Annotated in this window: 21 protein-coding genes and 1 pseudogene; 12 read left to right on the top strand and 10 right to left on the bottom strand. The window is 64.4% G+C overall.

Features of this window, described 5'->3' with window-relative positions; all coding sequences use genetic code 11:
- Positions 1–171 precede the first annotated feature (171 nt).
- The 6 genes from CR917_RS21485 to CR917_RS21460 form a co-directional block, all read right to left on the bottom strand.
- Positions 172–1446 carry an OprD family porin gene (locus CR917_RS21485; RefSeq protein ID WP_231390716.1) on the bottom strand — a complete coding sequence of 425 codons (1275 nt, stop codon included), beginning with the start codon at positions 1444–1446 and terminating at the stop codon, positions 172–174.
- Between the two features lie 255 nt (positions 1447–1701).
- On the bottom strand, positions 1702–1923 hold the full coding sequence (locus CR917_RS21480; RefSeq protein ID WP_043864392.1) for a hypothetical protein: 222 nt from the start codon (positions 1921–1923) through the stop codon (positions 1702–1704).
- A 189-nt stretch (positions 1924–2112) separates the two neighbouring features.
- Positions 2113–3495, bottom strand: coding sequence for a heavy metal sensor histidine kinase (locus CR917_RS21475; RefSeq protein ID WP_104572934.1), 1383 nt, complete (start codon positions 3493–3495; stop codon positions 2113–2115).
- Positions 3470–4144 carry a heavy metal response regulator transcription factor gene (locus CR917_RS21470; RefSeq protein ID WP_043864394.1) on the bottom strand — a complete coding sequence of 225 codons (675 nt, stop codon included), beginning with the start codon at positions 4142–4144 and terminating at the stop codon, positions 3470–3472. The genes CR917_RS21475 and CR917_RS21470 overlap by 26 nt, the downstream gene beginning before the upstream one ends.
- Before the next feature lie 9 nt (positions 4145–4153).
- Positions 4154–7255: a multidrug efflux RND transporter permease subunit gene (locus tag CR917_RS21465; RefSeq protein ID WP_043864395.1), complete on the bottom strand. Its 3102-nt coding sequence runs from the start codon at positions 7253–7255 to the stop codon at positions 4154–4156.
- Positions 7252–8430 carry an efflux RND transporter periplasmic adaptor subunit gene (locus tag CR917_RS21460; RefSeq protein WP_058541382.1) on the bottom strand — a complete coding sequence of 393 codons (1179 nt, stop codon included), beginning with the start codon at positions 8428–8430 and terminating at the stop codon, positions 7252–7254. Before CR917_RS21460 ends, CR917_RS21465 begins: the two co-directional genes overlap by 4 nt.
- A gap of 148 nt (positions 8431–8578) precedes the next feature.
- On the opposite strand from CR917_RS21460, the pseudogene CR917_RS28225 reads away from it, so the two are divergent.
- A pseudogene (locus tag CR917_RS28225) lies at positions 8579–8971 on the top strand (PAS domain-containing protein); the annotation flags it as partial.
- Positions 8972–9352: 381 nt separating this feature from the next.
- The gene (locus tag CR917_RS28220) at positions 9353–10225 is read left to right on the top strand and encodes a methyl-accepting chemotaxis protein (protein ID WP_370409068.1); all 873 of its coding nucleotides are present in this window, start codon (positions 9353–9355) and stop codon (positions 10223–10225) included.
- 7 nt (positions 10226–10232) lie between these two features.
- On the opposite strand, the gene CR917_RS21450 is transcribed toward CR917_RS28220, so the two are convergent.
- The 4 genes from CR917_RS21450 to norR form a co-directional block, all read right to left on the bottom strand.
- The gene (locus CR917_RS21450) at positions 10233–10994 is read right to left on the bottom strand and encodes a YkgJ family cysteine cluster protein (RefSeq protein WP_104572933.1); all 762 of its coding nucleotides are present in this window, start codon (positions 10992–10994) and stop codon (positions 10233–10235) included.
- Positions 10973–11278, bottom strand: coding sequence for a hypothetical protein (locus CR917_RS21445; RefSeq protein ID WP_088515290.1), 306 nt, complete (start codon positions 11276–11278; stop codon positions 10973–10975). The genes CR917_RS21450 and CR917_RS21445 overlap by 22 nt, the downstream gene beginning before the upstream one ends.
- Positions 11279–11443: 165 nt before the next feature.
- Entirely contained in the window at positions 11444–12343 is a 900-nt protein-coding gene (locus tag CR917_RS21440; protein ID WP_043864400.1) for a chemotaxis protein, read from the bottom strand.
- An 81-nt stretch (positions 12344–12424) separates the two neighbouring features.
- Positions 12425–13972, bottom strand: a complete 1548-nt coding sequence (norR, locus tag CR917_RS21435) for a nitric oxide reductase transcriptional regulator NorR (RefSeq protein ID WP_043864401.1) — start codon at positions 13970–13972, stop codon at positions 12425–12427.
- A 155-nt stretch (positions 13973–14127) separates the two neighbouring features.
- Between norR and hmpA the strand changes: the two genes are divergently transcribed.
- From hmpA to CR917_RS21385, 10 genes are all read left to right on the top strand, one after another.
- Positions 14128–15309, top strand: coding sequence for an NO-inducible flavohemoprotein (hmpA, locus tag CR917_RS21430; RefSeq protein WP_104572932.1), 1182 nt, complete (start codon positions 14128–14130; stop codon positions 15307–15309).
- A gap of 181 nt (positions 15310–15490) precedes the next feature.
- Entirely contained in the window at positions 15491–15997 is a 507-nt protein-coding gene (locus CR917_RS21425) for a disulfide bond formation protein B (RefSeq protein ID WP_043864403.1), read from the top strand.
- Positions 15998–16559: 562 nt separating this feature from the next.
- Complete coding sequence (cyoA, locus tag CR917_RS21420; RefSeq protein ID WP_043864404.1) at positions 16560–17501, top strand: ubiquinol oxidase subunit II; 942 nt, start codon at positions 16560–16562, stop codon at positions 17499–17501.
- A 3-nt stretch (positions 17502–17504) separates the two neighbouring features.
- Positions 17505–19523, top strand: a complete 2019-nt coding sequence (gene cyoB, locus CR917_RS21415; RefSeq protein ID WP_043864405.1) for a cytochrome o ubiquinol oxidase subunit I — start codon at positions 17505–17507, stop codon at positions 19521–19523.
- 3 nt (positions 19524–19526) lie between these two features.
- Complete coding sequence (gene cyoC / locus CR917_RS21410; RefSeq protein ID WP_043864406.1) at positions 19527–20150, top strand: cytochrome o ubiquinol oxidase subunit III; 624 nt, start codon at positions 19527–19529, stop codon at positions 20148–20150.
- Entirely contained in the window at positions 20151–20483 is a 333-nt protein-coding gene (cyoD, locus tag CR917_RS21405) for a cytochrome o ubiquinol oxidase subunit IV (protein WP_043864407.1), read from the top strand.
- An 11-nt stretch (positions 20484–20494) separates the two neighbouring features.
- Positions 20495–21382 (top strand): heme o synthase, encoded by an 888-nt coding sequence (cyoE, locus tag CR917_RS21400; RefSeq protein WP_043864408.1) that lies wholly within the window; start codon positions 20495–20497, stop codon positions 21380–21382.
- A 783-nt stretch (positions 21383–22165) separates the two neighbouring features.
- Complete coding sequence (locus tag CR917_RS21395) at positions 22166–23293, top strand: hypothetical protein (protein WP_104572931.1); 1128 nt, start codon at positions 22166–22168, stop codon at positions 23291–23293.
- A gap of 147 nt (positions 23294–23440) precedes the next feature.
- Positions 23441–24676: an alanine transaminase gene (gene alaC, locus CR917_RS21390; RefSeq protein ID WP_104572930.1), complete on the top strand. Its 1236-nt coding sequence runs from the start codon at positions 23441–23443 to the stop codon at positions 24674–24676.
- 179 nt (positions 24677–24855) lie between these two features.
- On the top strand, positions 24856–25230 hold the full coding sequence (locus CR917_RS21385; RefSeq protein WP_043864412.1) for a YkgJ family cysteine cluster protein: 375 nt from the start codon (positions 24856–24858) through the stop codon (positions 25228–25230).
- Positions 25231–25252: the final 22 nt, after the last annotated feature.

Below are 25252 nucleotides of genomic sequence, written 5' to 3'. Positions count from 1 at the left end.
AGGTGATTCGTACCGCTGTCGTTGAAAGGGCAGGTGCGAGGCGGCGGTATTCTAGGCGGGTGCAGATTGTCGGACAAGCTGTTGCTGGTGCCGATTGATGTACGGCATCTTGGGGCTATTTGCAGGAAAAGAGCCTGCATCCTGCAAGCTCTTTGGCGCATGGCGGTGGGATCAGAAGACGTTGAGCGGGTATTCGACGATCACGCGGTATTCGTCCACATCGTTGTCGACCTGGGCGTAGCCCTGGCTGCCACGGTGCGAGGCCCAGCGCAGCAGCACGCTGAGGTCCTTGAGGGAACCTTGCTGGAACACGTAGGCCAGGTCCATGTCGCGTTCCCAGTGGCGCGCATTGTCGCCGTCGGCGCTGTACCAGTTGCTATAGCCGGCGCTGGCCGGGTCGACCTTGCTCAGGTCCAGCTTGCCGCGCGAGTACGACACGGCGGTGGTCAGGCCGGGCATGCCGACGCCGGCGAAGTCATAGGCGTACTTGAGTTTCCACGAACGCTCGCCAGGCCCGTTGAAGTCCGAGTACATCTGCGAGTTGTCCAGGTACACGCTGTCGCCCAGGGTGATGTAGTCGAACGGCGTGTTGCCGTTGACCCGCTGGTACACCGCAGTGACGGTGTGGTTACCCACGCCGAGCGCCAGGTGCAGGCTGTAGGTGTTGTTGTCGATGCTGCCCAGCAGCGCATCGCCGGTGTCCTGGGTGTGGTAGTAGTGCAGGCCGGGGTTGAGGCTGACGCCGTCGGCGAGCTGCCAGGTGTAGTCCAGGTCCAGGTAGTACTGGTTCCACACGTCCTTGAGTTCGGCGGCATACAGGCTGCTGGTAAAACCTTCGACCGGTGCCCAGGCTGCGCCGGCCCAGTTCAGGTGACGGCTTTCGCGGTCATCTGGCAGGTTGCCGTAGGTAGCGCCGATGCGCTTGTGGCCGCTCTGGTTGTAGAGCTTGGTGAAGCTGGCCTGGCCGCCTTCCAGTTGCAGCCCGTCGATGCTGTTGTTGGTCAGGCTGACGCCGCGGAAGGTCTGCGGCAGCATGCGCGTTTCGCCACCGGCGATCACCGGGTTGGTCAGGAACAGGTCGCCGGCACGCAGTACGGTGTCGAAGGCCTTGAGCTTGATGGCAGCGCCGGCATTGGAGAACGAATCCGGGGCCTTGCCCAGTTCGCCATCGTCCTTGTAGTGGTAGGGCAGGATGCTCGAACCCGCCGTGCCGCCACCGCCGTCCAGCTTGAGGCCGAGCATGGCATGGGCATCCAGACCAAAGCCCACGGTGCCCTGGGTGAACCCGGACTCGAACTTGCCGATGAAGCCCTGGCCCCATTCCCGGTTGTCGTGGTTGCCGCGCTGCAGCTGGTTGCGGTTGAGGTAGTAGTTGCGGCTGAGCACGTCGAGGTGCGCACCTTCGACGAAGCCTTCGGCCTCGTCGGCCTGGGCGTGCAGGGGCATCGTTGCAGCCAGCGCAACGAACAGCGGGGTCAAGCGAAACGCGTGGATCACCGGTGTGGACTCCTTGAGGTGAGGGATGCAGCTTTTTATTGTGCGAAGCGGTGTTTTCTTGTGAGGACACATCTCTGGCCGCAGAACCTTTTGTCCAGGCCAAAAAAAAGCCGCTGATAGCAGCGGCTTTGAAAGACGGCCACGCAGGCGAACACGTCGCCAGCGCAGCAGTCGAGGGAATAGGAGAGAGGCAGAGGCAGCGTATCAGCTGTCTTTGTCGGCACTCGCAGAACCTTTGGACGCGGTCTGCTCCAGGTTTTTGGCGTGGTCCTGCTGCTGGGCGAGGGCTTCGCGGCCTTGCTGCGCGGCAGCGGCGCGGGCGGCGTACTGCGCCACGAAAGCAGGGGACTCCTCGGCCATGGCCAGGGGCGAGAGCAATACGGACGACAGGACGAAAATACTGGCAATACCCATACTGTTGGACATTTGAAGCTACCTTCTTGCATAGCAAGCTATCTATTTGGTGTGGGTACGATAGTCCTCGGTGGGGGGTTGAAACAGAGGGGATTGGGCAATGCACTGTTGCGTTTCGGGCAACAGTCGAGCGCAGCGTTGGCCCATCGCGGGTCAAGCCCGCTCCCACAGGGTGTTCGCTGGCCCTTGTGGGAGCGGGCTTCAGGCCGGCAACAGAATCCCGAACGTATTGGCCCCCGCCTGGCTGCGGGCAAACACGCTGCCGCCATGCATCAGCGCAATCGCCTTGACGATCGCCAGCCCCAGCCCATGGTTGCCCACGGCGCTGTTGCTGCGCGCGGCATCCACCCGGTAGAAGCGCTCGAACAGGCGAGGCAGGTGCACGGCCTCGATGGCCGGGCCCGGGTTGCTCACGGCAATGCATACCTGCTCGCCCTGACGCTCGATATGCACCTGGATCACCTGCTGGCGGGCCGTGTGCTGCACCGCATTGTTGAGCAGGTTGATCAGCGCCCGGCGCAACTGCGCCTTCTCGATGCGCGCCCGTGCATCGCCGCTGACCTGCACCCGTACCTGGGCGTCCTCGAGGATGTAGTCCAGGTAGTCCAGGGTGGTCGCCACTTCCTCGGCCAGCGAGCTGCTGGTCAGCGCGGTGGCCTTGTTGCCCTGGTCGGCACTGGCCAGGAACAGCATGTCGTTGACGATGCTGCGCAGCCGCTCCAGTTCCTCCAGGTTCGATTGCAGTACCTCGAAGTAATGTTCGGCGCTGCGACCGCGGGTCAGCGCCACCTGGGTCTGGCCGATCAGGTTGGTCAGGGGCGAGCGCAGCTCATGGGCCACGTCGGCATTGAACCCCTCCAGGCGTGAATAGGCCTGCTCGACCCGCTCCAGGGTGGCATTGAAGGTGCCGGCGAACTGTTGCAGCTCTGGCGGCAGGTCGGCCGCATACAGGCGTGCGCTCAGGTGCGGTGGCGCCAGTTGCTGGGCCTCGGCCGACAGCGCCCGCAGCGGGCGCAGGCCGATGCGCGCGGCCCAGTAGCCCAGGGCCGAGGCCAGCAGCACGCCGATCACCGCCAGGCTGATCAATGCCCCCAGCAGGGTGTGCTGGGTGTGCCAGAAGGTTTCGGTATCGATGCCGAGCAGAAAGCGCAGGGCAGGGCGCCGGTCCAGCGCCGGCAGCTCGCTCACCAGCACCTTGTACGGGTACGGCCGGCCCTCCAGCTGCAGGTCGCGCATGCCCAGCGGGCCGGCGGCAAAGTCGCGTAGCGCGGCGTCGGGCTGGCCGTACTCGTAGTGCGCGTCGCCACTCACCACCCAGAAGCGGATACGCCGGTCTTCCTCGCTCAGCAGGTTGAGCTTGTTGGTGATCTTGGCCCAGTGCTCCCGGGTGCCATAGCGGGTCAGCGCCGATTCCAGCACGCTGTAGCGGGCGTCCAGCTCGGCCTCCGGCAGCAGGTCGAGGCTGCGGTCGACCTGTTTGTACAGGGCACCGCCGATCAACAGGAACACGCCCAGCGCCACCAGGCTGAACAGCAGGCTCAGGCGCAGGGCGATGGAGTTAGTGCGCACGGCTTTCCAGTACATAGCCCATGCCTCGGATGGTGTGCAGCAGCTTGGTCTCGAACGGGCCGTCGAGCTTGGCGCGCAGGCGCTTGATGGCGACTTCCACCACGTTGGCGTCGCTGTCGAAGTTGATGTCCCACACCAGCTCGGCAATCGCGGTCTTGGACAGGATCTCGCCCTGGCGGCGCGCCAGCACGCTGAGCAGCGAGAACTCCTTGGCGGTCAGTTCCAGGCGCTGGCCGGCGCGGCTGGCCTTGCGGCTGATCAGGTCCACCCACAGGTCCGCGACCTGGATCTGCACCGGCTCGTGCCCGCCGCTGCGGCGGGTCAGCGCCTGCAGGCGCGCCACCAGTTCGAGGAACGAGAACGGCTTGCCCAGGTAGTCGTCGGCGCCTTCGCGCAGGCCGCGGATGCGGTCTTCGACGCGCTCGCGGGCGGTGAGCATGATCACCGGCGTCTGCTTGCGTGCACGCAGGGCGCGCAGTACGCCGTAGCCATCCAGGCCCGGCAGCATCACGTCGAGCACGATCACCGAGTAGTCGCCCTCGAGGGCCAGGTGCAGGCCCTCGATGCCGTCCGGGGCGAGGTCCACGGTAAAGCCTTGTTCGGTGAGGCCGCGATGCAGGTAGTCGGCGGTCTTCTGTTCGTCTTCGATAATCAGCACGCGCATGGTCGGCTCTCAGTTCTCGATCGGCCGGGCCGCCGGCAGGTCGTTGCGGCGGCGGTGGAACAGGCGCTCCAGGGCCAAGTATATGACCGGCGTGGTGAACAGTGTCAGCGCCTGGCTGACCAGCAGCCCGCCCACCACCGCGATGCCCAGCGGCTGGCGCAGCTCGGCCCCGGCCCCGGCGCCGAGCATCAGTGGCACCGCGCCCAGCAGGGCGGCCAGGGTGGTCATGATGATCGGACGAAAGCGCGTCAGGCACGCCTCGTGGATCGCCGCCTCTGGCGCAAGCCCGCGCTGGCGCTGGGCCTCCAGGGCAAAGTCGATGAGCAGGATGCCGTTCTTCTTGACGATGCCGATCAGCAGCACCACGCCGATCAGGCCCATGATGGTGAAGTCCTGGCCCATCAGCCACAGCAGCGCCAGTGCGCCAAGGCCCGCCGAGGGCAGGGTGGAGATGATGGTCAGCGGGTGCACGAAGCTCTCGTAGAGCACCCCCAGAATGATGTACACCGCCACCAGCGCGGCCAGGATCAACCACGGCTGGCTCGACAGCGAACTCTGGAAGGCCTGGGCCGCGCCCTGGAAGGTGCCGATGATCGAGGCCGGCATGCCCAGCTCGCGCTGGGTGCGTTCGAGGATGCTCACCGCATCGCCCAGGGCTACCCCCGGTGCCAGGTTGAACGACAGGTTGGCGGCCGGGAACAGCCCGTCGTGGCTGATCGACAGCGGCCCGGTGCTGGGCGCCGCGACCTTGGCCAGCGCCGCCAGCGGCACCATCTCGCCACTGAGGGGCGAGCGCAGGTAGAAGTAGGCCAGGCTCTCGGCCTTGCCACGCTGGCGTGCATCGATTTCCAGGATCACCTTGTACTGGTTGGTCTCGGTCTGGAACTCGCTGATCTGACGCTGGCCGAAGGCGTCGTACAGCGCCTGGTCGACGTCGGCGGTGGTCAGGCCGAAACGCGCGGCGGCCTGGCGGTCGATGTCGATGCGGGTCACGCTGGCGCCCAGCTGCAGGTCGTTGGACAGGTCGCGGAACGCCGGGTTGGCGTGCAGGCGTTCGGTCAGGCGCTGGGTCCACAGGTTGAGCGCCGGGCCGTCGTTGCTCTTGAGCACGTACTGGTACTGGCTGCGGCTGGGCCCGGAGCTGAGGTTGATGTCCTGCCCGGCCCGCAGGTACAGCACCAGGCCCGGCACCTGGGCGGCCTTGGGGCGCAGCCGGTCGATGAACTCGCTGGCCGACACGTCGCGCTGGGCAGGGTCCTTGAGGGCGATCCAGAAGCGCCCGTTGGCGATGGTCTGGTTGCTGCCGGTAACCCCCACCGAGTGCGAGAACGCGCGTACCGCAGGGTCGGCCTCGATGATCTTCGCCAGCGCCTGGTGCTTGCGCACCATGTCCGGGTACGACACGTCGGCCGCGGCCTCGGTGGTGCCGAGGATGAAGCCGGTGTCCTGCACCGGAAAGAAGCCCTTGGGAATGGCCACGTAGCCGCCGATGGCCAGGGCCAGGGTCACGAAGAACAGCCCGAGCATCAGCCGCTGGTGCGCCAGGGCCCTGACCAGCAGACGATCGTAACCGGCCACCAGGCGCTCGCCGAAGGTCGGCGCGGCGTGCTCGGGGTGTTGCGGGCGGCGCATGAACAGCGCGCACAGGGTCGGCGCCAGGGTCAGCGAGACCACCACCGAAATCAGGATGGTGGAGGTGGCGGTGAGGGCGAACTCCTTGAACAGCCGCCCCACCACGCCCCCCATGAACAGCAGCGGGATGAACGCGGCCACCAGCGAGAAGCTGATCGAGACCACGGTGAAGCCGATCTCGCCGGCGCCCTTGAGGGCAGCCGTGCGGCTGTCGTCGCCGGCCTCCAGGTGCCGGTGGATGTTTTCCACCACCACGATGGCATCGTCCACCACAAACCCCACGGCGATGACGATGGCCACCAGGGTCAGGTTGTTCAGGCTGAAGCCGAACAGGTACATCAGCGCGAAGCTGGCCACCAGCGATACCCCCAGCACGCTGGAGACGATCAGCGTGGCCGACCACTGGCGCAGGAACAGCGCCATGACCGCGATCACCAGCAGCACGGCGATCAGCAGGGTGATCTCCACCTCGTGCAGCGAGGCGCGGATGGTCTGGGTGCGGTCGCTGAGCACCGACACCTGCACCGATGCCGGGAGCATTTCCTCCAGGTGCGGCAGCGCCTGCATGACCCGGTCCACGGTATCGACGATGTTGGCCCCGGGCTGGCGGAACACCACCAGGTTGAGGCCTTCCTGGTCGCCGGACCAGGCTTTGACATAGGCGTTTTCGGCGCCGTTGATGACCGTGGCCACGTCCTTGAGGTGCACCGGGGCGCCGTCGCGGTAGGCGACGATGAGCTGGGCGTATTCATCGGGGTGGAACAACTGGTCGTTGGTGGCCAGGGTCGACACGCTGCTGTCGCCGTACAGCGCGCCCTTGGCCAGGTTGAGGCTGGTCTGCTGGATGGCCTGGCGCAGGTCGGCCAGGGTCAGGCCGATGGCGGCGAGTTTTTCCGGCTGGGCCTGCACGCGAATCGCCGGGCGCTGCTGGCCGGTGATGTTGACCAGCCCGACCCCGTCGATCTGGCTCAGCTGGCGTGCCAGCAGGGTTTCGGCGTAGTCGCTCAGTTCGTTGGCCGGCATCTGCGCGGAGCTGACGGTCATGATCAGCACCGGGCTGTCGGCCGGGTTGACCTTGCGCCAGGTGGGCAGGCTCGGCATGTCCTGGGGCAGGCGCGAGGAGGCGGTGTTGATCGCGGCCTGGACTTCCTGGGCGGCGGTGTCGATGTTCTTGTCGAGGGTGAACTGCAGGATCAGGCTGGTGGAGCCCAGTGCGCTGCTGGAGGTCATCTGGGTCATGCCGGGGATGGCGCTGAACTGCACCTCCAGCGGGGTGGCCACCGACGAGGCCATGGTCTCGGGGCTGGCGCCGGGCAGCTGCGCGCTGACCTGAATGGTGGGGAAGTCCGCCTCGGGCAGCGGTGCCACCGGCAACTGCGGGAACGCCACCACGCCCAGCAGCACCAGGGCGAAGGTCAGCAGCAGGGTGGCCACCGGGCGGTCGATGCACCACGCACTGATCGAGCTGCGCCCGCTCATGGCTGCACACCGCTGCCGGCAACATCGTCGCCGACGGGCGCGGCGGGCGGGGCTGTCAGTACCTCGACCCGGGCGCCGGGCCTGAGCCGCGACTGCCCGTCGGCCACCAGCGTGTCGTTGACCGCTACGCCGCTGATCACGTTGAGGTTGCTGTCCTGGTACAGCACCTTGACCGGCACCACCGCGACCTTGTCGCCCTCGACGCGGTACACGAAGTGCTGGTCGATGCCCCGCTGCACCACGCCGGGGGGCACCACCAGCGCATCGCGCTGGATGCTGGTCTGGATCTTCAGGCTCACCAGTTGCCCCGGCCACAGGCGGGCCTGGGCATTGTCGAACGCGGCCTTGGCGCGCAGGGTGCCGGTGTTGGCGGCGATCTGGTTGTCGATCAGGCTCAGGTGCCCTTCACCCAGCAGCAGGCCGCCGCTGTCGCCGTTGCCTTCGAGGTAGGCACGGATCGGCGCCGGGGGTTCGGCGGCCACCAGCCCCTGCAGGGTCGGCAGCCATTGCTGCGGCACGGCGAACTCCACCGCAATGGGGTCGATCTGGGTCACGCTGAACAGGCCCTGGGCGTCGCTGGTGCGCACCAGATTGCCTTCGTCGATGTTGCGAATGCCCACCCGTCCGGTGACCGGCGAGCGGATCTGGGTGTACGACAACTGCACCTTGGCCGCGGCGATCGCTGCCTGGTTGCCGAGGATGCTTGCCTTGAGCTGGTTGACCAGTGCCTGCTGCTGGTCGAGGGTCTGGCGCGAGATGCCGTTGTCTTCGCTGAGCAGGCGGTAGCGCCTGAGGTCGACCTCGGCCACCTGCTGCTGGGCCTGGCTCTGGCCCAGTTGCGCCTGGGCCTGCTCGAGGCTGGCGCGGATGCTGCGGTCATCCAGGGTGGCCAGCAGGTCGCCGGCCTGCACCGACTGGCCCTCCTTGACCAGGATCCGGGTCAGCACGCCCTCCACCTGGGGGCGGATCTGCACGCTGTGCAGCGACTGCACCGCGCCGATGGCGCTGAGGTAGTGCGGCACATCCTGCTGCTGCACCTGGATCACACTGACCGGGGTGGCCACGGGCATGGCCGGTTGGCTGGCCGTGTGGCGACCGAAAGTCAGGTACAGCGCCAGGCCCAGCAGCAACGCTATCAGGCCGAAAAAAAACACTCGAGAGCTGGAAATTCGCATGCGTGCACGGCGCCAGGGCAGAAAAAGGAGGGCTGTCAGTAGGTTATAGCTGCTACTGGGGGTCAGCAGTGTGACGCCCACCTGTCAGCGCTGTCAGCTGGCAGATGGCCAAGTGCCAATAGTCTGCGCTGGATCAAGGTTTTACTAAATGTTGCCCCGTAGAGTCTCTCGCCCTGCCGCCCCTCCACCTATAAAAACGCGAGCGCTTTCGATGAAGAGCAATCTGCCTGTGACCGGCCGCAATGTAGATTACCCCGGTGACGCGAATATCCTTTCCACCACCGATCTGACCAGCGCCATTACCTATGCCAACGAGGATTTTCTCAAGGTCAGCGGGTTCGAGCGCGACGAGCTGATTGGCCAGTTGCACCATGTGGTACGCCATCCCGACATGCCTTCCCAGGCCTTTGCGCAGATGTGGCAGACCCTCAAGGCCGGCCGCTCGTGGATGGGGCTGGTGAAGAACCGCTGCAAGAATGGCGACCACTACTGGGTCAGCGCATTCGTGTCGCCGGTCACCAGCCAGGGCCAGACGGTGGAGTACCAGTCGGTGCGCACCAAGCCCACCCCGGCGCAGGTGGAGGCCGCCGAACGCTGCTATGCACGCTTGCGCCAGCAGCGCCCGTTGCCCTGGTGGCAGCGCCTGCCGCGCCCTGGGCTGGCGTTGCAGCTGGGGCTGGGCACAGGCCTGGTGCTGGCAGTGGTGCTGGGCACCAGCCGCCTGCTGTTGCCGGCGCTGCCGTGGCAGTGGCTGCTGGAGCTGGTGGCCGCCGGTGGGCTCAGTGCGCTGCTGGTGTCGGCGCTGCTGCGCCCGCTGGAACAACTACGGGTGCGGGCGCAGTCGATTGCCGACAACCCGTTGAGCCAGCAGCTGTATACCGGCAAGGCGGGCGCCGTGGGGCAGATCGAATTCGCCCTGCTGATGCTCGAGGCGCAGATCGGGGCGGTGGTGGGGCGCATTGGCGATACCTCGCAGCGCCTGGCCGGCCACACCGCAGAGCTGGCCCAGCACCTGCAGCACAGCCACACCACCACCCTGGGCCAGCAGGGCGAGGCCGATCAGGTGGCGGCGGCAATCAACCAGATGACCACCAGCGTGGCCGAGGTGGCCAGCAATGCCCAGCAGGCTTCGGAGGCCGCCGAGCATGCCGAAGATGCCACCCAGAATGGTCACCAGTTGGTGGACCGCAGCCGCAGCAGCATCCTCGAGCTGGCCAGCGCGCTGAGCGCTGCCACCGAGGTTATCCACACCCTGGAAGGCCACAGCATGGAAATTTCTGGAGTGCTGTCGGTTATCCACAGCATCGCCGAGCAGACCAACCTGCTGGCACTGAACGCGGCCATCGAGGCGGCGCGGGCGGGGGATCAGGGGCGTGGCTTTGCGGTGGTCGCCGATGAGGTGCGCGGCCTGGCCAAGCGCACGGCCGAGTCCACCGGCGAAATCCAGCGCATGATCAGCGCCTTGCAGCGCGGCACCCGCGATGCGGTGCAGGCCATGCACGAGAGCCGCGAGCATGCCGGGCAGAGCGTCGAGCAGGCGCAGCAGGCGGCGGTGGCGCTGGACGGCATCAGCCAGCAGGTCAACCAGATCAGCGAGATGAGCCTGCAGATTGCTGCGGCGGTGGAGCAGCAGAGCCTGGTCAGCGAAGATATCAACCGCAACATCATCAGCATTCGCCAGGCCAGCGAAGAGAGCGTGGTGGCCGGTCAGCACGGGCATGCCAACGCCAGCGACGTGGCCGGCCTGGCCGAAGACCTGCGGCGCCTGGCCGAGGAGTTCTGGCAGCGCCGCTAGGCGCCGCTCAGAAACCGATGAAGCTGTAGTGGCCAGCCGATGTGCTGCACACCCGGGCGCCGGCCTGATGCAGTTGCTCGACCAGTGCCGGGTTTTCCACGTGCAGGGTCCAGGGCACTAGCGCGGCGTTGCCCGGGGCGTGCAGGGCGGCGTGCAGCGCCCCGGTGTCGGGCAGGTAGGCGGTGAAGCCGTTGCCCTTGAGCGCGCTGGTGGTGATGCCTAGTTGCTGGCAGATCTGCACCTTGGCGTGGATATCGTCGCGGTCGGCCTGGCGCGAGCGCTCGATCAGTTCGGCCAGTTGGCGGTCCATCAGCTGGCTGCCGTGGATCAGTACCGGGCCGCGTTGCCAGGCTTCGGTCGGGCAGTCCTTGGCGTCGGGGCGCAACGGGATGTGCGGGTTGATTTCCATCGGGTAGATGCGGCACACCAGCGGCCGGCGCTCATAGATGCGACACAGGTTGTCGGCATCCAGATTGCGGCAGGCGCCGGGGTTGAACGCGGCGAAGGTGATGGCCACGTGTGCCTGGGTACTGCCGCAGGGCACGGCGCAGGCACGGCGGGTGGCGTGCTCGCGCTGGGCGTCGGGCAGGCCCTGGCCGTTGGCCAGAAAGGCTTCCACCAGCACGATGAGCTGGCCGCCATCTGCCACCCAGTGGCGCGCTTCGTCGAGGGTCAGGGGAACGTGGTGGCCATTGCAGCATTTGCCACAGCCGGTGCAGTCGAACTGGAGTGAGGTTGCAGCGCTGGTCACGGTTTGGCGGGGGTCCATTCGGTGATGAAGGCAGTCTTGCGCTGCTTGTCGAACAGGCACAGCTCGCTGCCTTTCTGGTTCTTCATGTGCTTTTGCGGGTAGTGGCCGCTGATCAGCAGGGCACTGTAGCCGACGCGGTCGTCGAACTCGGCCGGCTTGCTGGCGGGCCGGGCATCCTTGAACTGACTGGCGGCGAGGCAGGCCCTGGTCAGGGCTTTTTCGTGGTTAGCCCAGGCTTGATCACTGGAGGCGTGGGCGCCCAGGCTGAACAGGGCCAGCAGAGTAAAGGTAAGGGTTTTCATGATGGGCGGCTCATGGGGGGCAGGCCGCTGATTATGCCAGAGCGTCGATTTTTGCAGGAGCGGGAGCGTTTCAGCGTTTGTCCGGTTTTTTTCGCCGGCAAGGCCGGCTCCTACAAGGGTACGCGGTGCCTGTAGGAGCCGGCCTTGCCGGCGAAGGGGGTCGGCTCAGCGCTCGGCGAAAGCCACCGCCCGCGCTGCCACGATCAGGCAATCGGTGAGCTCCGGCGAGGAGAACTTGGTCAGCACCGCGTTCGCCCCTGCCAGCCGGGCTTTCTCGCTGTTCATCGCGCTGTCCAGCGAGGTGTGCAGCAGTACATAGAGGTGCTGGAAGTCAGGCGTTTCGCGCAGTGTGCGGGTGAAGGCGTAGCCGTCCATCTCGGACATCTCGATGTCCGAGACCACTACGTTGATCTCCCGGTCGGTGCCCTGCAGCTCCAGCAGGGTGTCGATGGCATCCTTGGCGCTCTTGGCGGTGTGGCATTCCAGCCCCAGGCCGCGCAGGGTCAGCACCGACTGGTGGAGTGCCACATGGCTGTCATCGACCACCAGTATGTTGGTGGCCTGCAGAACGGCGGCGTCTTCGGGGTTCAGCTCGCTGCTGCTCACTTCACGCGGCGGCGGCGCAATGCCGTGAATGACCTTTTCGATGTCCAGCACCTGCACCAGCGTGCCGTCCACCTGGGTTACCCCGGTGATGAATGCCTTGCTGCTCGACCCGTAGGGCGGCGGCTTGATGTCGGTACTCAGGCAATGCACGATGCGGCTCACCGCCTGCACGTGCAGGCCCTGCTTGGAGCGGCTGATGTCGGTGACGATCAGGCAGCCGCCGTTGGGGTCTTCCAGCGGGCGCTCGCCGATGGCGCGCGACAGGTCGATGACCGACAGCGAGTTGCCCCGCAGGGTGGCCACGCCTTTGACGTGCGGGTGCGATTCCGGGAGCTTGGTCAGGGGCGGGCAAGGGATGATCTCGCTGACCTTGAGCAGGTTGATTGCCATCAGCTTGCCGCTGCGCAGGGTGAACAGCAGCAGCGACAGCGAGTCGGCGCGGGCATTTTGCGAGGCCATAGGCACCTTCAGGGCAAAGAGAATAAGGGATCTGCCGGGTTATCGACCCGAGCACGCCAGGCTTTAATCCGCCACTGCACTTCAGCGTAGCCCCAGTCGGCGGGCCAGGCGGCTGAGGTTGGCGCGGTCCAGGCCCAGCTCGCGCGCGGCACTGGCCCAGTTGTGCTGGTGGCGCTCCAGGCAGGCCTCGATCAGCTGGCGCTGGTACAGGTCCAGGGCCTGGCGCAGGTCGGTGCCGGGCGGTGGTGGCAGTGGCGCCGCCACGCTGGGCGCTGCCCCCGGGCCGGCGCCGGGCAGGTCGAAGTCGCGGGCCTCCAGGGTCAGGATCTTCGGCCGCTCGGGGTGCTGGCCCAGCGCCTTGAGCGACGAGCGGCCGATCAGGTGCTCCAGTTCGCGCACATTGCCCGGCCAGTCGTACGCCAGCAGCGCGGCCTGGGCATCGCTGCTCAGGCGCAGGCTGTTCAGGCCCATGCGCGAGCGGTTCTGCTCCAGGAAGTAGCCACTGAGCAGCAGCACGTCGCGCCCGCGCTCGCGCAGCGCCGGCACCCGCAGCGGGTACACGCTCAGGCGGTGGTAGAAGTCGGCGCGGTAGCGCCCGGCACGCACTTCCTCGGCCAGGTCGCGGTTGGTGGCGGCAATCAGGCGCACATCCACCTGGTGCTCCTGGTCCGAGCCCAGGCGCTGCAGCTGTCCGCTTTGCAGCACGCGCAGCAGCTTGGCCTGCACGGCCAGCGACAGTTCGCCCACTTCGTCGAGAAACAGTGTGCCGCCGTTGGCCAGCTCGAACTTGCCGCGTCGCTCGCCCACCGCGCCGGTGAAGGCGCCGCGCACATGGCCGAACAGCTCGCTCTCGACCAGGGTGTCGGGCAAGGCGGCGCAGTTGAGGCTGATCATCGGCTTGTCGGCACGCGCCGACTGCTGGTGGATGGCCTGGGCCACCAGCTCCTTGCCGACCCCGGTTTCACCGGTGACCAGTACAGTCAGGTCGCTGCCGGCGACCAGGCGGATCTCTTCGAGCAGGTGCTTGTGGGCCTTGCTCTGGCCGATCAGTTCCTGGTGCTGCTGGCCGCTGGCCTGGCGGTAGATCTCGGCGCGCTGGTGTTCGTCTTCGGCGCGCAGGGCCAGGCGTTCGATACGTTGCGCCACGTTGACCGTGGCGGCGGCCAGGCTGGCGAAGGCCTGCAGGGCGTCCAGCTCGACCTGCTGGAAGCGCTCCGGGGCCAGCGCATCGAGGGTGATCAGGCCCCAGGGCCGTTCGTCGACGAACAGCGGGCAGCCCATGCAGTCGTGTACCTCCAGGTGCTGGTGCAGGCCCTCGACCAGGCCGTCGTAGGGGTCGGGCAGTTGGCTGTCGCTGGCAAAGCGGGTCGGCTCGCTGCGGCTGAGCAGGGCGGCGAAGCGCGGGTGTTCGCTGACCTTGAAGCGCCGGCCCAGGGTGTCGGGGCTCAGGCCGTCCACCGCCAGGGGGACCAGCCATTCGCCATCCAGGCGCAGCAGCGCGGCGGCGTCGCATGGCAACAGGGCGCGCATGGCTTCGAGCAGGCGACGGTAGCGTTCGCGTTCGGGCAGCTCGCGAGACAGGTCGCTGACCAGGGGCAGCAGTGCGGTAAGCAGGGATTTTGCGGTCATGATGACTCCTTCGAGTCTTTATGACTCTAGCAGGGCTGTGGTCAATTTGACTCAAAAATATTCAAGCTATTGATTTATATGGATTTAATAGTTGGCACGAAAGCTGAAACAACCCGGGCAGATTATCCAGAAGCCATAAGGCCCGGGAGTTACCCATGCTCAATGCCCAAGATCGTGCCATCGTCAAAGCCACCGTTCCGCTGCTTGAAAGCGGCGGCGAGGCGCTGACCACGCATTTCTACAAACTGATGCTCAGCGAATACCCCGAGGTGCGTCCGTTGTTCAACCAGGCCAACCAGGCCAGCGGCGACCAGCCGCGGGCGCTGGCCAATGGCGTACTGATGTATGCACGCCATATCGACCAGCTCGAGCAACTGGGCGGCCTGGTGAACCAGATCATCAACAAGCACGTGGCGCTGCAGATCCTGCCCGAGCACTACCCGATCGTCGGCGCCTGCCTGCTGCGTGCCATCGAAGAGGTGCTCGGCAAGGAGGTCGCCACCCCCGAGGTCATCGCGGCCTGGGGCGCGGCCTACCAGCAACTGGCCGATATCCTGATCGGCGCCGAAGAGGGCCTGTACCAGCAGAAGGCCCAGGCGCCGGGTGGCTGGCGCGGTGCGCGGGCGTTCCGGCTGGCGGCGCGGGTGCAGGAGAGCAGCGAGATCGTCTCGTTTCACTTCGCCCCGCTCGATGGCGGCCCGGTCCTCAAGGGCGAGCCCGGCCAGTACCTGGGCCTGAAGGTGCAGATCGATGGCCAGGAGCATCGGCGCAACTATTCATTGTCGGCGCTGGGTGACGGCCGCGAGTACCGCATCAGCGTCAAGCGCGAGGCGGGCGGCAAGGTGTCCAACTACCTGCATGAGCACCTGCAGGTGGGCGATACCCTGGAGCTGTTCCCGCCGGCGGGCGAGTTCACCCTGAGCGCCAGCGACAAGCCGCTGGTGCTGATCAGCGGCGGGGTAGGGATCACCCCGACACTGGCGATGCTCGACGCGGCCCTGGCCAGCGGTCGCCTGGTGCACTTCATTCATTGCGCGCGCAACGGTGCGGTGCATGCGTTTCGCGACTGGGTGGACGAACGCGCGGCGCGTCATCCGCAGCTCAAGCGCTTCTATTGCTACGCCGAGGATGATGGGGTGAGCCTGCCGGCCGACGCCGTGGGGCTGCTGAGCCAGGATCAACTGGCGCAGTGGCTGCCGGTCGAGCGTGACCTGGACGCGTACTTCCTGGGGCCCAAGGGCTTCATGGCGGCGATCAGGCGTCAGCTCAAGGCCCTGGGGGTGCCGGAGCAGCAGAGCCGCTACGAGTTCTTCGGGCCGGCGGCGGCACTCGAGTAAGGGCCGGGGCCTGTTCGCCGGCAATGCCGGCGCCTGCAGCTGCGCGTATGTGCTGCAGGCGCCGGCTAAGCTGCCGACCTTAATCTTCTTTTAATCGGTTTAACCTTCACTCCCTGTGGTCATGGTCGGCGTGTAGAATTGCGCCCAGGCTTGAGCCACCTATCTAGTGAAGGGAACGGGAATGAACGATCTAACGCAGCGCCTGAATCGGGAACGGCGCTTTCTGGTACTGCTGGGCGCCATCTGCCTGGCGCTGATCGGCGGTGCCCTGTACATGCAGATCGTGCTGGGCGAGGCACCATGTCCACTGTGCATCCTGCAGCGCTATGCATTGCTGTTCATCGCCCTGTTCGCCTTCATCGGTGCGGCCATGCCCGGGCGGCGCAGCCTCACGCTGTTCGAGGCCCTGGTGGTGCTGAGCGCCATCGGCGGCATTGCTGCAGCGGGCAACCACGCCTACATTCTGGCCAACCCGGCCGTCAGTTGCGGCATCGACACCCTGCAGCCGATCGTCGACGGCCTGCCGCTGGCCTCGGTGCTGCCGCTGGTGTTCCAGGTGGATGGTTTCTGCTCGACGCCGTACCCGCCGGTGCTGGGGCTGTCGCTGGCGCAATGGGCGCTGCTGGCCTTCGTGCTGACCGCCGTGCTGGTGCCGCTGGGCATCTACCGCAACCGTCGCCAGCGTTAGACAAAAGTCCCGTGTCGAGGCAAGTGCGCAGGGCTTGAGAATTTTCCGAAGAAGTCGCCTCCAGGTTGACCTGGATCAAGTCCCAACCCTTGCGGTACGGGCATTTCAGGGCTACAGCCAAGGGTGCGACAAACTGTCGCGAAATTGATTTTTACTGCGCTATTGTTACGTTTTCTGTAAAGGACTGTTGCTCAATAAGTCATAGTCATGGCCATGTTACGTCACTACAATCGCCCCCAATTTCCGTTCGGCACCGCTTGCGAGTTGCAGGATTAAAGGAGCTCCGGCCCCTTTCGTGACTCTGACGAGCATCGCCTGCGGCGATGCCGGGCTGACCCCCCTCCCGTGATTTTCCGCACCAAATGGAATTGGTCTGTAAACAGGCCTGATTGCCTACGAAGTCAAAACAATAAGCACCGTTGCACACCGGTTCTGCCGAGCAGCCGCAGCTGAATTCCGGCGTGACCGTATTCGATCCCATAAATGCTGACGCTTGGCAGGACGAAGTGTTGGCGACCAAAACACAAATTGCATTGAAGCAAGCTGCTCTAGAGGTCGTGAGATGAGTAAAAAGCGTTACCCCAGACTGTTTGGCATTCTGCCCTTTTTAGGCATGCTTTTACTCAGTGGGTGCAACTGGACCCTGCTCGACCCGAAGGGCCAGGTCGGCATTGAGCAAAGGAACCTGATCCTGATCGCTACCGGCCTGATGTTGCTGGTGGTGATTCCTGTCATTTTCATGACGATCGCGTTCGCGTGGAAGTATCGCGCCTCCAACAAGGCTGCCACCTACACCCCTGACTGGTCGCACTCGACCAAGATCGAAGTGGCCGTATGGTCCATCCCGGTGCTGATCATCATCGCCCTGGGTTATGTCACCTACCTCTCCACCCATAAGCTGGACCCGTACCGTCCACTGGATTCCGACGTGAAGCCGGTGCAGATCGACGTGGTCGCGCTGGACTGGAAATGGCTGTTCATCTACCCGGAACAGGGCATTGCCACGGTCAACAAGATCGTCTTCCCGGCCAACACCCCGGTCAATTTCCGCGTGACCTCCGACGCCGTGATGAACTCGTTCTTCATCCCGGGCCTGGGCGGCCAGATCTACGCGATGGCGGGCATGACCACCAAGCTGCACCTGATTGCCAACCAGAACGCCGAGTTCGACGGGATCTCCGCCAACTACAGCGGTGCCGGCTTCACCGGCATGAAGTTCAAGGCGATCGCCACGTCCCAGGAAGATTTCGAGGCGTGGGTCAACGAGGTCAAGCAGTCGCCGCAACAACTGGACAAGGCCACCTACGAGGCTCTGGCCAAACCTAGCGAAAACAACCCGGTTGCGCTCTACAGCGTGGCCCCGGAAAACATGTTCCAGTCCATCGTCGACAAGTACGAGGGCATGAACCGTGGCAAGCCGGTGGTGCACGAGAAGAAAGAGCACAAAGAAGCGGCCGAAGCGATGGACGTGAGTATGCATTCAGCTGCTGGGGCAGAGGAGTAAAAGATGTTCGGTAAACTTAGTCTGGACGCGATCCCGTATCACGAGCCGATAGTCATGGTGACCCTCGCCATGATCGCGCTCGGCGGTCTCGCGTTGGTTGCTGCAATCACCTATTTCCGCAAGTGGACCTACTTGTGGACCGAGTGGCTGACGTCGGTCGACCACAAGAAGATCGGGGTGATGTACATCATCGTCGCGATGGTCATGCTGCTGCGCGGCTTTGCCGACGCCATCATGATGCGTACCCAGCTGGCCATGGCCACTGGCGGCGCCGAGGGCTATCTGCCTCCTGAACACTATGACCAGATCTTCACCGCTCACGGTGTGATCATGATCATCTTCATGGCGATGCCATTCTTCACCGGCCTGATGAACCTGGCCCTGCCTCTGCAGATCGGTGCACGTGACGTTGCCTTCCCGTTCCTCAACTCCCTGAGCTTCTGGCTGCTGGTGTCCGGCGTTGCGCTGGTCAACATCTCCCTGGGCGTGGGCGAGTTCGCCAAGACCGGCTGGGTGGCCTATCCACCGCTGGCGGGTATCCAGTACAGCCCTGGGGTCGGTGTCGACTACTACATCTGGGCGCTACAGATATCCGGATTGGGGACAACGCTGACCGGTGTCAACTTCCTGGCCACCGTGCTGAAAATGCGCGCCCCTGGCATGAAGCTGATGGACATGCCGATCTTCACCTGGACCTGCACCTGGGCCAACATCCTGATCGTGGCTTCGTTCCCGATCCTGACCGCGACCCTGGCACTGCTGACCGTTGACCGTTATCTGGACTTCCACATTTTCACCAACGAGCTTGGTGGGAACCCGATGATGTACGTCAACCTGTTCTGGGCATGGGGTCACCCTGAGGTGTACATCCTGATCCTGCCGGCGTTCGGCGTGTTCTCGGAAGTCATCTCGACCTTTACCGGCAAGCGCCTGTTCGGCCACAAGTCGATGATCTACGCCTCGGGTGCGATCTCGGTTCTGGGCTTCGGCGTATGGCTGCACCACTTCTTCACCATGGGTTCGGGCGCCAGCGTCAACACCTTCTTCGGTCTGGCGACCATGCTCATTTCGATCCCGACCGGGGTCAAGCTGTTCAACTGGCTGTTCACGATCTACCAGGGCCGTCTGCGCTTCACCGCGCCAGTGCTGTGGACCCTGGGCTTCATGGTGACCTTCTCGATCGGCGGCATGACCGGCGTACTGCTGGCCGTACCTGGTGCTGACTTCGTGCTGCACAACAGCCTGTTCGTGATCGCTCACTTCCACAACGTGATCATCGGTGGTGCGGTGTTCGGCTACATTGCCGGCTTCGCCTTCTGGTTCCCGAAAGCCTTCGGTTTCACCCTGAACGAGAAGTGGGGCAAGGCTGCCTTCTGGTTCTGGATCTCCGGTTTCTACGTGGCCTTCATGCCGCTGTACGCACTGGGCTTCATGGGCATGACCCGTCGTCTGAACCACTCGGACAACCCTGCCTGGGAACCGTACCTGTACGTGGCCGTGGTCGGTGCCGTGCTGATCCTGTTCGGTATCGCCTGCCAGCTGATCCAGCTGTACGTGTCGATCCGCGATCGCAAGGACAACATGGACGTCACTGGCGACCCATGGAATGCGCACACCCTGGAATGGTCGACCTCGTCGCCACCGCCGTTCTACAACTTCGCCACCATGCCGGAAAAAGTCGGCCTGGACGCATGGACCGAAGCCAAGCGCGCCGGTATCGCCTACAAGGCTCCGGCCCAGTACGCACCGATCCACATGCCGAACAACACCGCTACCGGTCTGTACATGGGCGCGCTGTTGACCGTCTTCGGTTTCGCCACCATCTGGCACATCTGGTGGTTGGCCGCGGTCGGCCTGATCGGCACCATCGCTGTCTTCGTTGCTCACGCTGCGCGTGACGACCAGGGCTACATGGTTCCTGCCGAGGAAGTGGCACGTATCGAAGGTGAGCGTCTGAAGCACCTCGGTCTGGCTACCGGCTCGCCAGTCGGTGCGCCTGTCGAATCGTTTGAACGGGTTTAATCAATGTCCAGTCATGTAATCAATGCTGATGCTGCTCATGGTCACGACCATGGGCACGAAGAACACCACGACTCGGGCCAGATGACCGTATTCGGTTTCTGGCTGTACCTGATGACCGACTGCATCCTGTTTGCGTCGATCTTCGCAGCCTACGCGGTGCTGTCCGGCAACTTTGCCGGCGGCCCGTCGGGTCACGACATCTTCGAACTGCCGTATGTACTGGCTGAAACCGCGCTGCTGCTGTTCTCCAGTATCACCTTCGGCTTCGCCATGCTGCAGATGTACAAGGGCAACAAGAACGGTGTACTGGCCTGGCTGGCAGTCACCTTCCTGCTCGGCCTTGGCTTCATCGTCATGGAAGTCAACGAGTTCCACCTGCTGATCAGCGAAGGCTTCGGCCCGCAGCGCAGCGGCTTCCTGTCGGGCTTCTTCGCCCTGGTCGGCACCCACGGTCTGCACGTGACCGGTGGTCTGATCTGGATGGCCGTGATGATGTACCAGATCCAGAAGAAGGGCATCACCGGTTCGGCCAAGACCCGCATGGGTTGCCTGAGCCTGTTCTGGCACTTCCTGGACGTGGTCTGGATCTGCGTATTCACCGTTGTCTATCTGCTGGGGGTTCTGTAAATGGCTAACGCACATAACGAGCACGCCGAGGGCAGCCACGGCAGCGTGAAGTCGTACGCAATCGGCTTCGTACTGTCGGTGATCCTGACGCTGATCCCGTTCGGTCTGGTGATGTACCCGACCTTGCCCAAAGACATGACCGTACTGATCGTGGTGGCCTTCGCGGTCATCCAGATCGTCGTGCACCTGTACTACTTCCTGCACCTGGACCGTTCGCCAGAGCAGCGTGAGAACGTCAGCGCCTTCCTGTTCACCGGGTTGGTCATTGCACTGTTGGTCGGCCTGTCGCTGTGGATCATGTTCAGCATCCACACCAGCATGATGGCGAAGTGAGGTAAGACGGCATGTCCTTTAAGCACTTTATCCAAATCACCAAACCGGGGATCATTTTCGGTAACGTGCTTTCTGTGGCAGGCGGTTTCTTCCTTGCCGCGCAAGGGCATGTGGACTTCATGCTGTTCCTGGCCACGGTGATCGGCACTTCGCTGGTGGTGGCGTCCGGTTGCGTGTTCAACAACTGCATCGACCGTGACATCGACATCAAGATGGAGCGCACCAAGAACCGTGTGATGGTTCAAGGGCAGGTCTCGCTGAAGATCGCGCTGGCCTACGCCACCCTGCTCGGGGTGGCCGGGCTTGGCCTGCTGTACGTGCAGGCCAATGCCCTGGCAGCGTTGTTCGGCCTGATCGGGTTTATCATCTACGTGGGTTTCTACAGCCTGTACCTGAAGCGCAAATCGGTGCACGGCACCCTGGTAGGCAGCCTGTCCGGTGCCATGCCTCCGGTGATCGGCTACTGCGCCGTGAGCAACAGCTTCGACCTGGCTGCGTTGACCCTGCTGGTGATGTTCAGCCTGTGGCAGATGCCGCATTCCTATGCGATCGCGATCTTCCGCTTCAACGACTACCTGGCGGCCTCGATTCCGGTACTGCCGGTCAAGCGTGGCATCCTGGTGGCCAAGAAACACATCCTCTGGTACATCGTGGCGTTCCTGGCAGCGACCCTGATGCTGACCATCGGTGGTTATGCCGGCATGAGCTACATGGCTGTTGCGGCGGCGATGGGCATGTACTGGTTGTACATGGCCTGGACCGGCTACAAGGCTGTGGATGATCGCCTGTGGGCGCGCAAGCTGTTCGTGTTTTCCATCTTCACCATCACTGCGTTGAGCGTGATGATGTCGTTGGACACCAAGGTGCCGACCGAGCTGCTGCTGACCTACGCGCATTGATCTGATGTGTTGAAAGAGACCCCGGGCCGAAAGGTGCCGGGGTTTTTTTTGCCCTTCAGAAACGGCTTCGCTCTTGCTCTTGCTTTTGCTTTTGATCTTTCCGTCCTTCAGGAGGCCGAATGGAGCCCGCGTGTAGTGGGGTGTAGGGCCATGGATGGCCCGGAAAGTGCCGACGGGCAGGGACGCCCGTGCGGCGCGGCCCCACGGAGCGTGGGTGGAATGAGGGGACCCGTAGCGAAGCGTAGGGCCGGATGCTGGACGGAGCGGTTTTGCTTACTTTTTCCAAGAAAAAAGTAAGCCGCTGTAAGAGCGGAAGGGGCCCTAAATGTCGATATCCATGCTGGATAAGCACATGATTGTCGATTTTCATGTCGTTGTGATTATCCGACATGGATAGCGCTGCGAGCGGCGCCTTCCGCTCTTACAGCGGGTCACTTTTGGCAAACGCCCCAAAAGTAACCAAAAAGGCTGGGCCCTGCATACGGCCCTACGCTACGCTCCGGGTCCCCTCGCTCCGCACCTGCTCCGGGGGCCGCGCCGCACGGGCGTCCCTGCCCGTCGGCACTTTCCGGGCCATCCATGGCCCTACACCCCACTACGCAGGCGCTCCACTCGGCCTCCTGAAGGGCCAGAAGATCAAAAGCAGATCAAAAGCCTGAGCGCCTCTGGATCGGTGTATGCCAACGGCCGGCAATCCCTCCCACCCGGGCACCACTCCCCGCTGAACACGCAACCCCCGGCATTGCTAGCGTGACGGCTCCCCACCCCAAGGAGCACACCGCCATGAGCATTCTGACCGTTTACTTCTGCGGCACCGGATCGCACCGTTTCGATGACCAGAACCCCAATTTCTGGAACGGCGAACTGGTCGCCACCCTTGCTTCCAACGACCAGAGCCGCGAGTTCGCCAACTGGATCGCCATCGACGGCCCGGGCAGCGGCAACCTGCAGGCCGATGACCTGTTCATCGAAAACAAGGAATACGGCCTCACCGGCACCCTGTTCGGCGCCGGCTGGGAGCAGAACGTGGCCCACGCCCTGCAGGTCATCAAGGGCTCCTGCACCTGGCAGCGCGAAAAACTCACCGAGCAGGACTACAACCGCCTGAAGTCAGCCGGCGTGCCGATCGAGGACGTGAAGAAGGAGGGTTCCTGGTTCTGGCGCCAGTACGACTATGGCGACCGCGGCGTGACCCCGCAGCAACTCCAGGAAGGCATCATCCGCATGCACCGCAAGGACGGCCTGATTCCCGATAAGGTCAATATCGTGGGCTGGAGCCGCGGCGGCATCAGTGCCCACATGCTCGCCAACGCCATGGCCGACGACCCGCAACTGGCCCACGTGCCGGTGAACATCTTTGCCATCGACCCCGTGCCCGGGATCAACAACCTGCAGCCACACCGCCTGCACCTGCGCACCAACGTGAAGGAGTACGTGGGTTTCTTTTCTCGCGACGAGCGTTCCAAGGGCTTCGCCTGCGTCATCCCGTCCACCTATCCCGATACCCGTGTCCACATCTTTCCACTGCCAGGACGCCACGCCACGCTGGTGGGCAATGCCTCGGCCGATGGCGCCAGTGCCGGCAACGAGCTGCCCGACCCGGGCCTGATCGTGCGCCATTTTGCCGAAACCTGCCTGACCCGCTGGGGCGTGACGCTGCAAAAACGCCTTGAGCTGAGCGAAGGGCAGGTGGCCGACTACCTGGATGCCATGGACCGCGACGATGCCCGCTACAGGGCCATGCGCAAGCACTCCTACACGCTGCTGAGCGAGTCCGAAGGGGAGCATCGGCTGGTCCACCAGGGCGATATGCGCAAGGCTTTCAGCTTCGTGCGCGGGGCCCACATGGCGCCGGAGGAGGGCCTGGATGTGGGGAGCTGGCGCTCGCTGTCGTTCGAGCGTCTGTGCTGACACCCGGCATCGGTCGCGGCCGCGCTGCGCGGCCCGCGATCGAATCCACTTTACAGGCATTGCCTGCAGGCACTATCTTCTGCCTCGGCCACCGCAGTGGCCAACGTCGCTCGGACGGTTCCGGGCGCTTACGTCCTCGAGGTAACCATGGCTGACCAAGGTTCGCCGCGCCGCTTTGCGCGCATAGATCGTCTCCCCCCCTACGTATTCAACATCACCGCCGAACTCAAGATGGCCGCGCGCCGTCGTGGCGAAGACATCATCGACCTGAGCATGGGCAACCCCGACGGGGCCACGCCGCCGCACATCGTCGAGAAGCTGGTACAGGTCGCCCAGCGCGAAGACACCCACGGCTACTCCACCTCGCGCGGTATCCCGCGCCTGCGCCGGGCCATCTCGCACTGGTACAAGGACCGCTACGACGTCGAGATCGACCCCGAGTCCGAAGCCATTGTCACCATCGGCTCCAAGGAGGGCCTGGCCCACCTGATGCTGGCCACCCTGGACCACGGCGATACCGTGCTGGTGCCCAACCCCAGCTACCCGATCCACATCTACGGCGCGGTGATCGCCGGGGCCCAGGTGCGTTCGGTGCCGCTGGTGCCCGGCGTGGACTTCTTCAACGAGCTGGAGCGGGCGATCCGCGAGTCGATCCCCAAGCCCAAGATGATGATCCTGGGGTTCCCCTCCAACCCCACCGCGCAGTGCGTGGAGCTGGACTTCTTCGAGCGGGTGGTGGCACTGGCCAAGCAGTACGACGTGCTGGTGATCCACGACCTGGCCTATGCCGACATCGTCTACGACGGCTGGAAGGCCCCGTCGATCATGCAGGTGCCGGGTGCCAAGGACATCGCCGTGGAGTTCTTCACGCTGTCCAAGAGCTACAACATGGCCGGCTGGCGGATCGGCTTCATGGTCGGCAACCCGGAGCTGGTCAACGCCCTGGCGCGAATCAAGAGCTACCACGACTACGGCACCTTCACGCCGTTGCAGGTGGCGGCGATCGCGGCGCTCGAAGGCGACCAGCAGTGCGTGCGCGACATCGCCGAGCAGTACCGCCAGCGGCGCAACGTGCTGGTCAAGGGCCTGCACGAGACCGGCTGGATGGTCGAGAACCCCAAGGCCTCGATGTACGTGTGGGCCAAGATCCCCGAGCAGTACGCGCACCTGGGTTCGCTGGAGTTCGCCAAGAAGCTGCTGGCCGAAGCCAAGGTATGCGTGTCGCCGGGCATCGGCTTTGGCGACTATGGCGATGACCATGTGCGCTTTGCCCTGATCGAGAACCAGGACCGCATTCGCCAGGCGGTGCGCGGCATCCGCCAGATGTTCCGTGCCGATGGCATCGAGGCGCCGAAGGCGGTCAGGGCTTCACGCACGTCGTGATGCACCTCGCCGGCAAGGCCTGCTCCCGTAGGAGCCGGCCTTGCCGGCGAAGGGCGCGACACCGCCTTCCGTCGGCCGCCCATATTTCTTTCACTGCCCCCCTTTTCAACGCCACGCCGAAGCATAGAATGATCGTCGGGTTTCTCCCTCCAACGATACTTCTCCCCCCCTCCCAAATCATGTCCGAAAACAATCCTTGTTTGACTTGCGGTGCCTGCTGCGCGTATTTCCGTGTGTCCTTTTTCTGGGGTGAATGCACCTCGGCCGGGGGTGTCGTGCCTGATGAACTGGTGGTGCAGATCAACCCGACCCGGGTGGCGATGATCGGCACCGACGCCAAGCCGTGTCGCTGCATAGGGCTTGAAGGCGAGATCGGCAAGAGCGTCAGCTGTTCGCTCTATGCCCAGCGCTCCAGCCCCTGCCGCGAGTTCGATGCCGCCTGGGTCAATGGCCAGCCCAACGACGACTGCAACGCGGCGCGGGCCGCCCACGGCCTGCCCCCTCTGGAAGCCAACGAGCCGTTCTGGCCCGCCGAAGACCCGGAGGTGGCCTGACCGTTCGTCGGTTGGCTGGCGC

Source organism: Pseudomonas sp. BRM28, from assembly GCF_002939405.1.
GTDB lineage: Bacteria > Pseudomonadota > Gammaproteobacteria > Pseudomonadales > Pseudomonadaceae > Aquipseudomonas > Aquipseudomonas palmensis.
The sequence above is the reverse complement of the archived record's forward strand: the minus strand, read 5'-3'. Positions and strand labels throughout refer to the sequence as shown.

What these genes read in the sequence shown, in the direction of transcription:
- CR917_RS21485 (WP_231390716.1), bottom strand. Translation starts at nt 1,446, where the DNA reads ATGCCCCTGCACGCCCAGGCCGACGAGGCCGAAGGCTTCGTCGAAGGT.
- CR917_RS21480 (WP_043864392.1), bottom strand. Translation starts at nt 1,923, where the DNA reads ATGTCCAACAGTATGGGTATTGCCAGTATTTTCGTCCTGTCGTCCGTA.
- CR917_RS21475 (WP_104572934.1), bottom strand. Translation starts at nt 3,495, where the DNA reads ATGTACTGGAAAGCCGTGCGCACTAACTCCATCGCCCTGCGCCTGAGC.
- CR917_RS21470 (WP_043864394.1), bottom strand. Translation starts at nt 4,144, where the DNA reads ATGCGCGTGCTGATTATCGAAGACGAACAGAAGACCGCCGACTACCTG.
- CR917_RS21465 (WP_043864395.1), bottom strand. Translation starts at nt 7,255, where the DNA reads ATGAGCGGGCGCAGCTCGATCAGTGCGTGGTGCATCGACCGCCCGGTG.
- CR917_RS21460 (WP_058541382.1), bottom strand. Translation starts at nt 8,430, where the DNA reads ATGCGAATTTCCAGCTCTCGAGTGTTTTTTTTCGGCCTGATAGCGTTG.
- CR917_RS28220 (WP_370409068.1), top strand. Translation starts at nt 9,353, where the DNA reads ATGCTCGAGGCGCAGATCGGGGCGGTGGTGGGGCGCATTGGCGATACC.
- CR917_RS21450 (WP_104572933.1), bottom strand. Translation starts at nt 10,994, where the DNA reads ATGGACCCCCGCCAAACCGTGACCAGCGCTGCAACCTCACTCCAGTTC.
- CR917_RS21445 (WP_088515290.1), bottom strand. Translation starts at nt 11,278, where the DNA reads ATGAAAACCCTTACCTTTACTCTGCTGGCCCTGTTCAGCCTGGGCGCC.
- CR917_RS21440 (WP_043864400.1), bottom strand. Translation starts at nt 12,343, where the DNA reads ATGGCCTCGCAAAATGCCCGCGCCGACTCGCTGTCGCTGCTGCTGTTC.
- norR (WP_043864401.1), bottom strand. Translation starts at nt 13,972, where the DNA reads ATGACCGCAAAATCCCTGCTTACCGCACTGCTGCCCCTGGTCAGCGAC.
- hmpA (WP_104572932.1), top strand. Translation starts at nt 14,128, where the DNA reads ATGCTCAATGCCCAAGATCGTGCCATCGTCAAAGCCACCGTTCCGCTG.
- CR917_RS21425 (WP_043864403.1), top strand. Translation starts at nt 15,491, where the DNA reads ATGAACGATCTAACGCAGCGCCTGAATCGGGAACGGCGCTTTCTGGTA.
- cyoA (WP_043864404.1), top strand. Translation starts at nt 16,560, where the DNA reads ATGAGTAAAAAGCGTTACCCCAGACTGTTTGGCATTCTGCCCTTTTTA.
- cyoB (WP_043864405.1), top strand. Translation starts at nt 17,505, where the DNA reads ATGTTCGGTAAACTTAGTCTGGACGCGATCCCGTATCACGAGCCGATA.
- cyoC (WP_043864406.1), top strand. Translation starts at nt 19,527, where the DNA reads ATGTCCAGTCATGTAATCAATGCTGATGCTGCTCATGGTCACGACCAT.
- cyoD (WP_043864407.1), top strand. Translation starts at nt 20,151, where the DNA reads ATGGCTAACGCACATAACGAGCACGCCGAGGGCAGCCACGGCAGCGTG.
- cyoE (WP_043864408.1), top strand. Translation starts at nt 20,495, where the DNA reads ATGTCCTTTAAGCACTTTATCCAAATCACCAAACCGGGGATCATTTTC.
- CR917_RS21395 (WP_104572931.1), top strand. Translation starts at nt 22,166, where the DNA reads ATGAGCATTCTGACCGTTTACTTCTGCGGCACCGGATCGCACCGTTTC.
- alaC (WP_104572930.1), top strand. Translation starts at nt 23,441, where the DNA reads ATGGCTGACCAAGGTTCGCCGCGCCGCTTTGCGCGCATAGATCGTCTC.
- CR917_RS21385 (WP_043864412.1), top strand. Translation starts at nt 24,856, where the DNA reads ATGTCCGAAAACAATCCTTGTTTGACTTGCGGTGCCTGCTGCGCGTAT.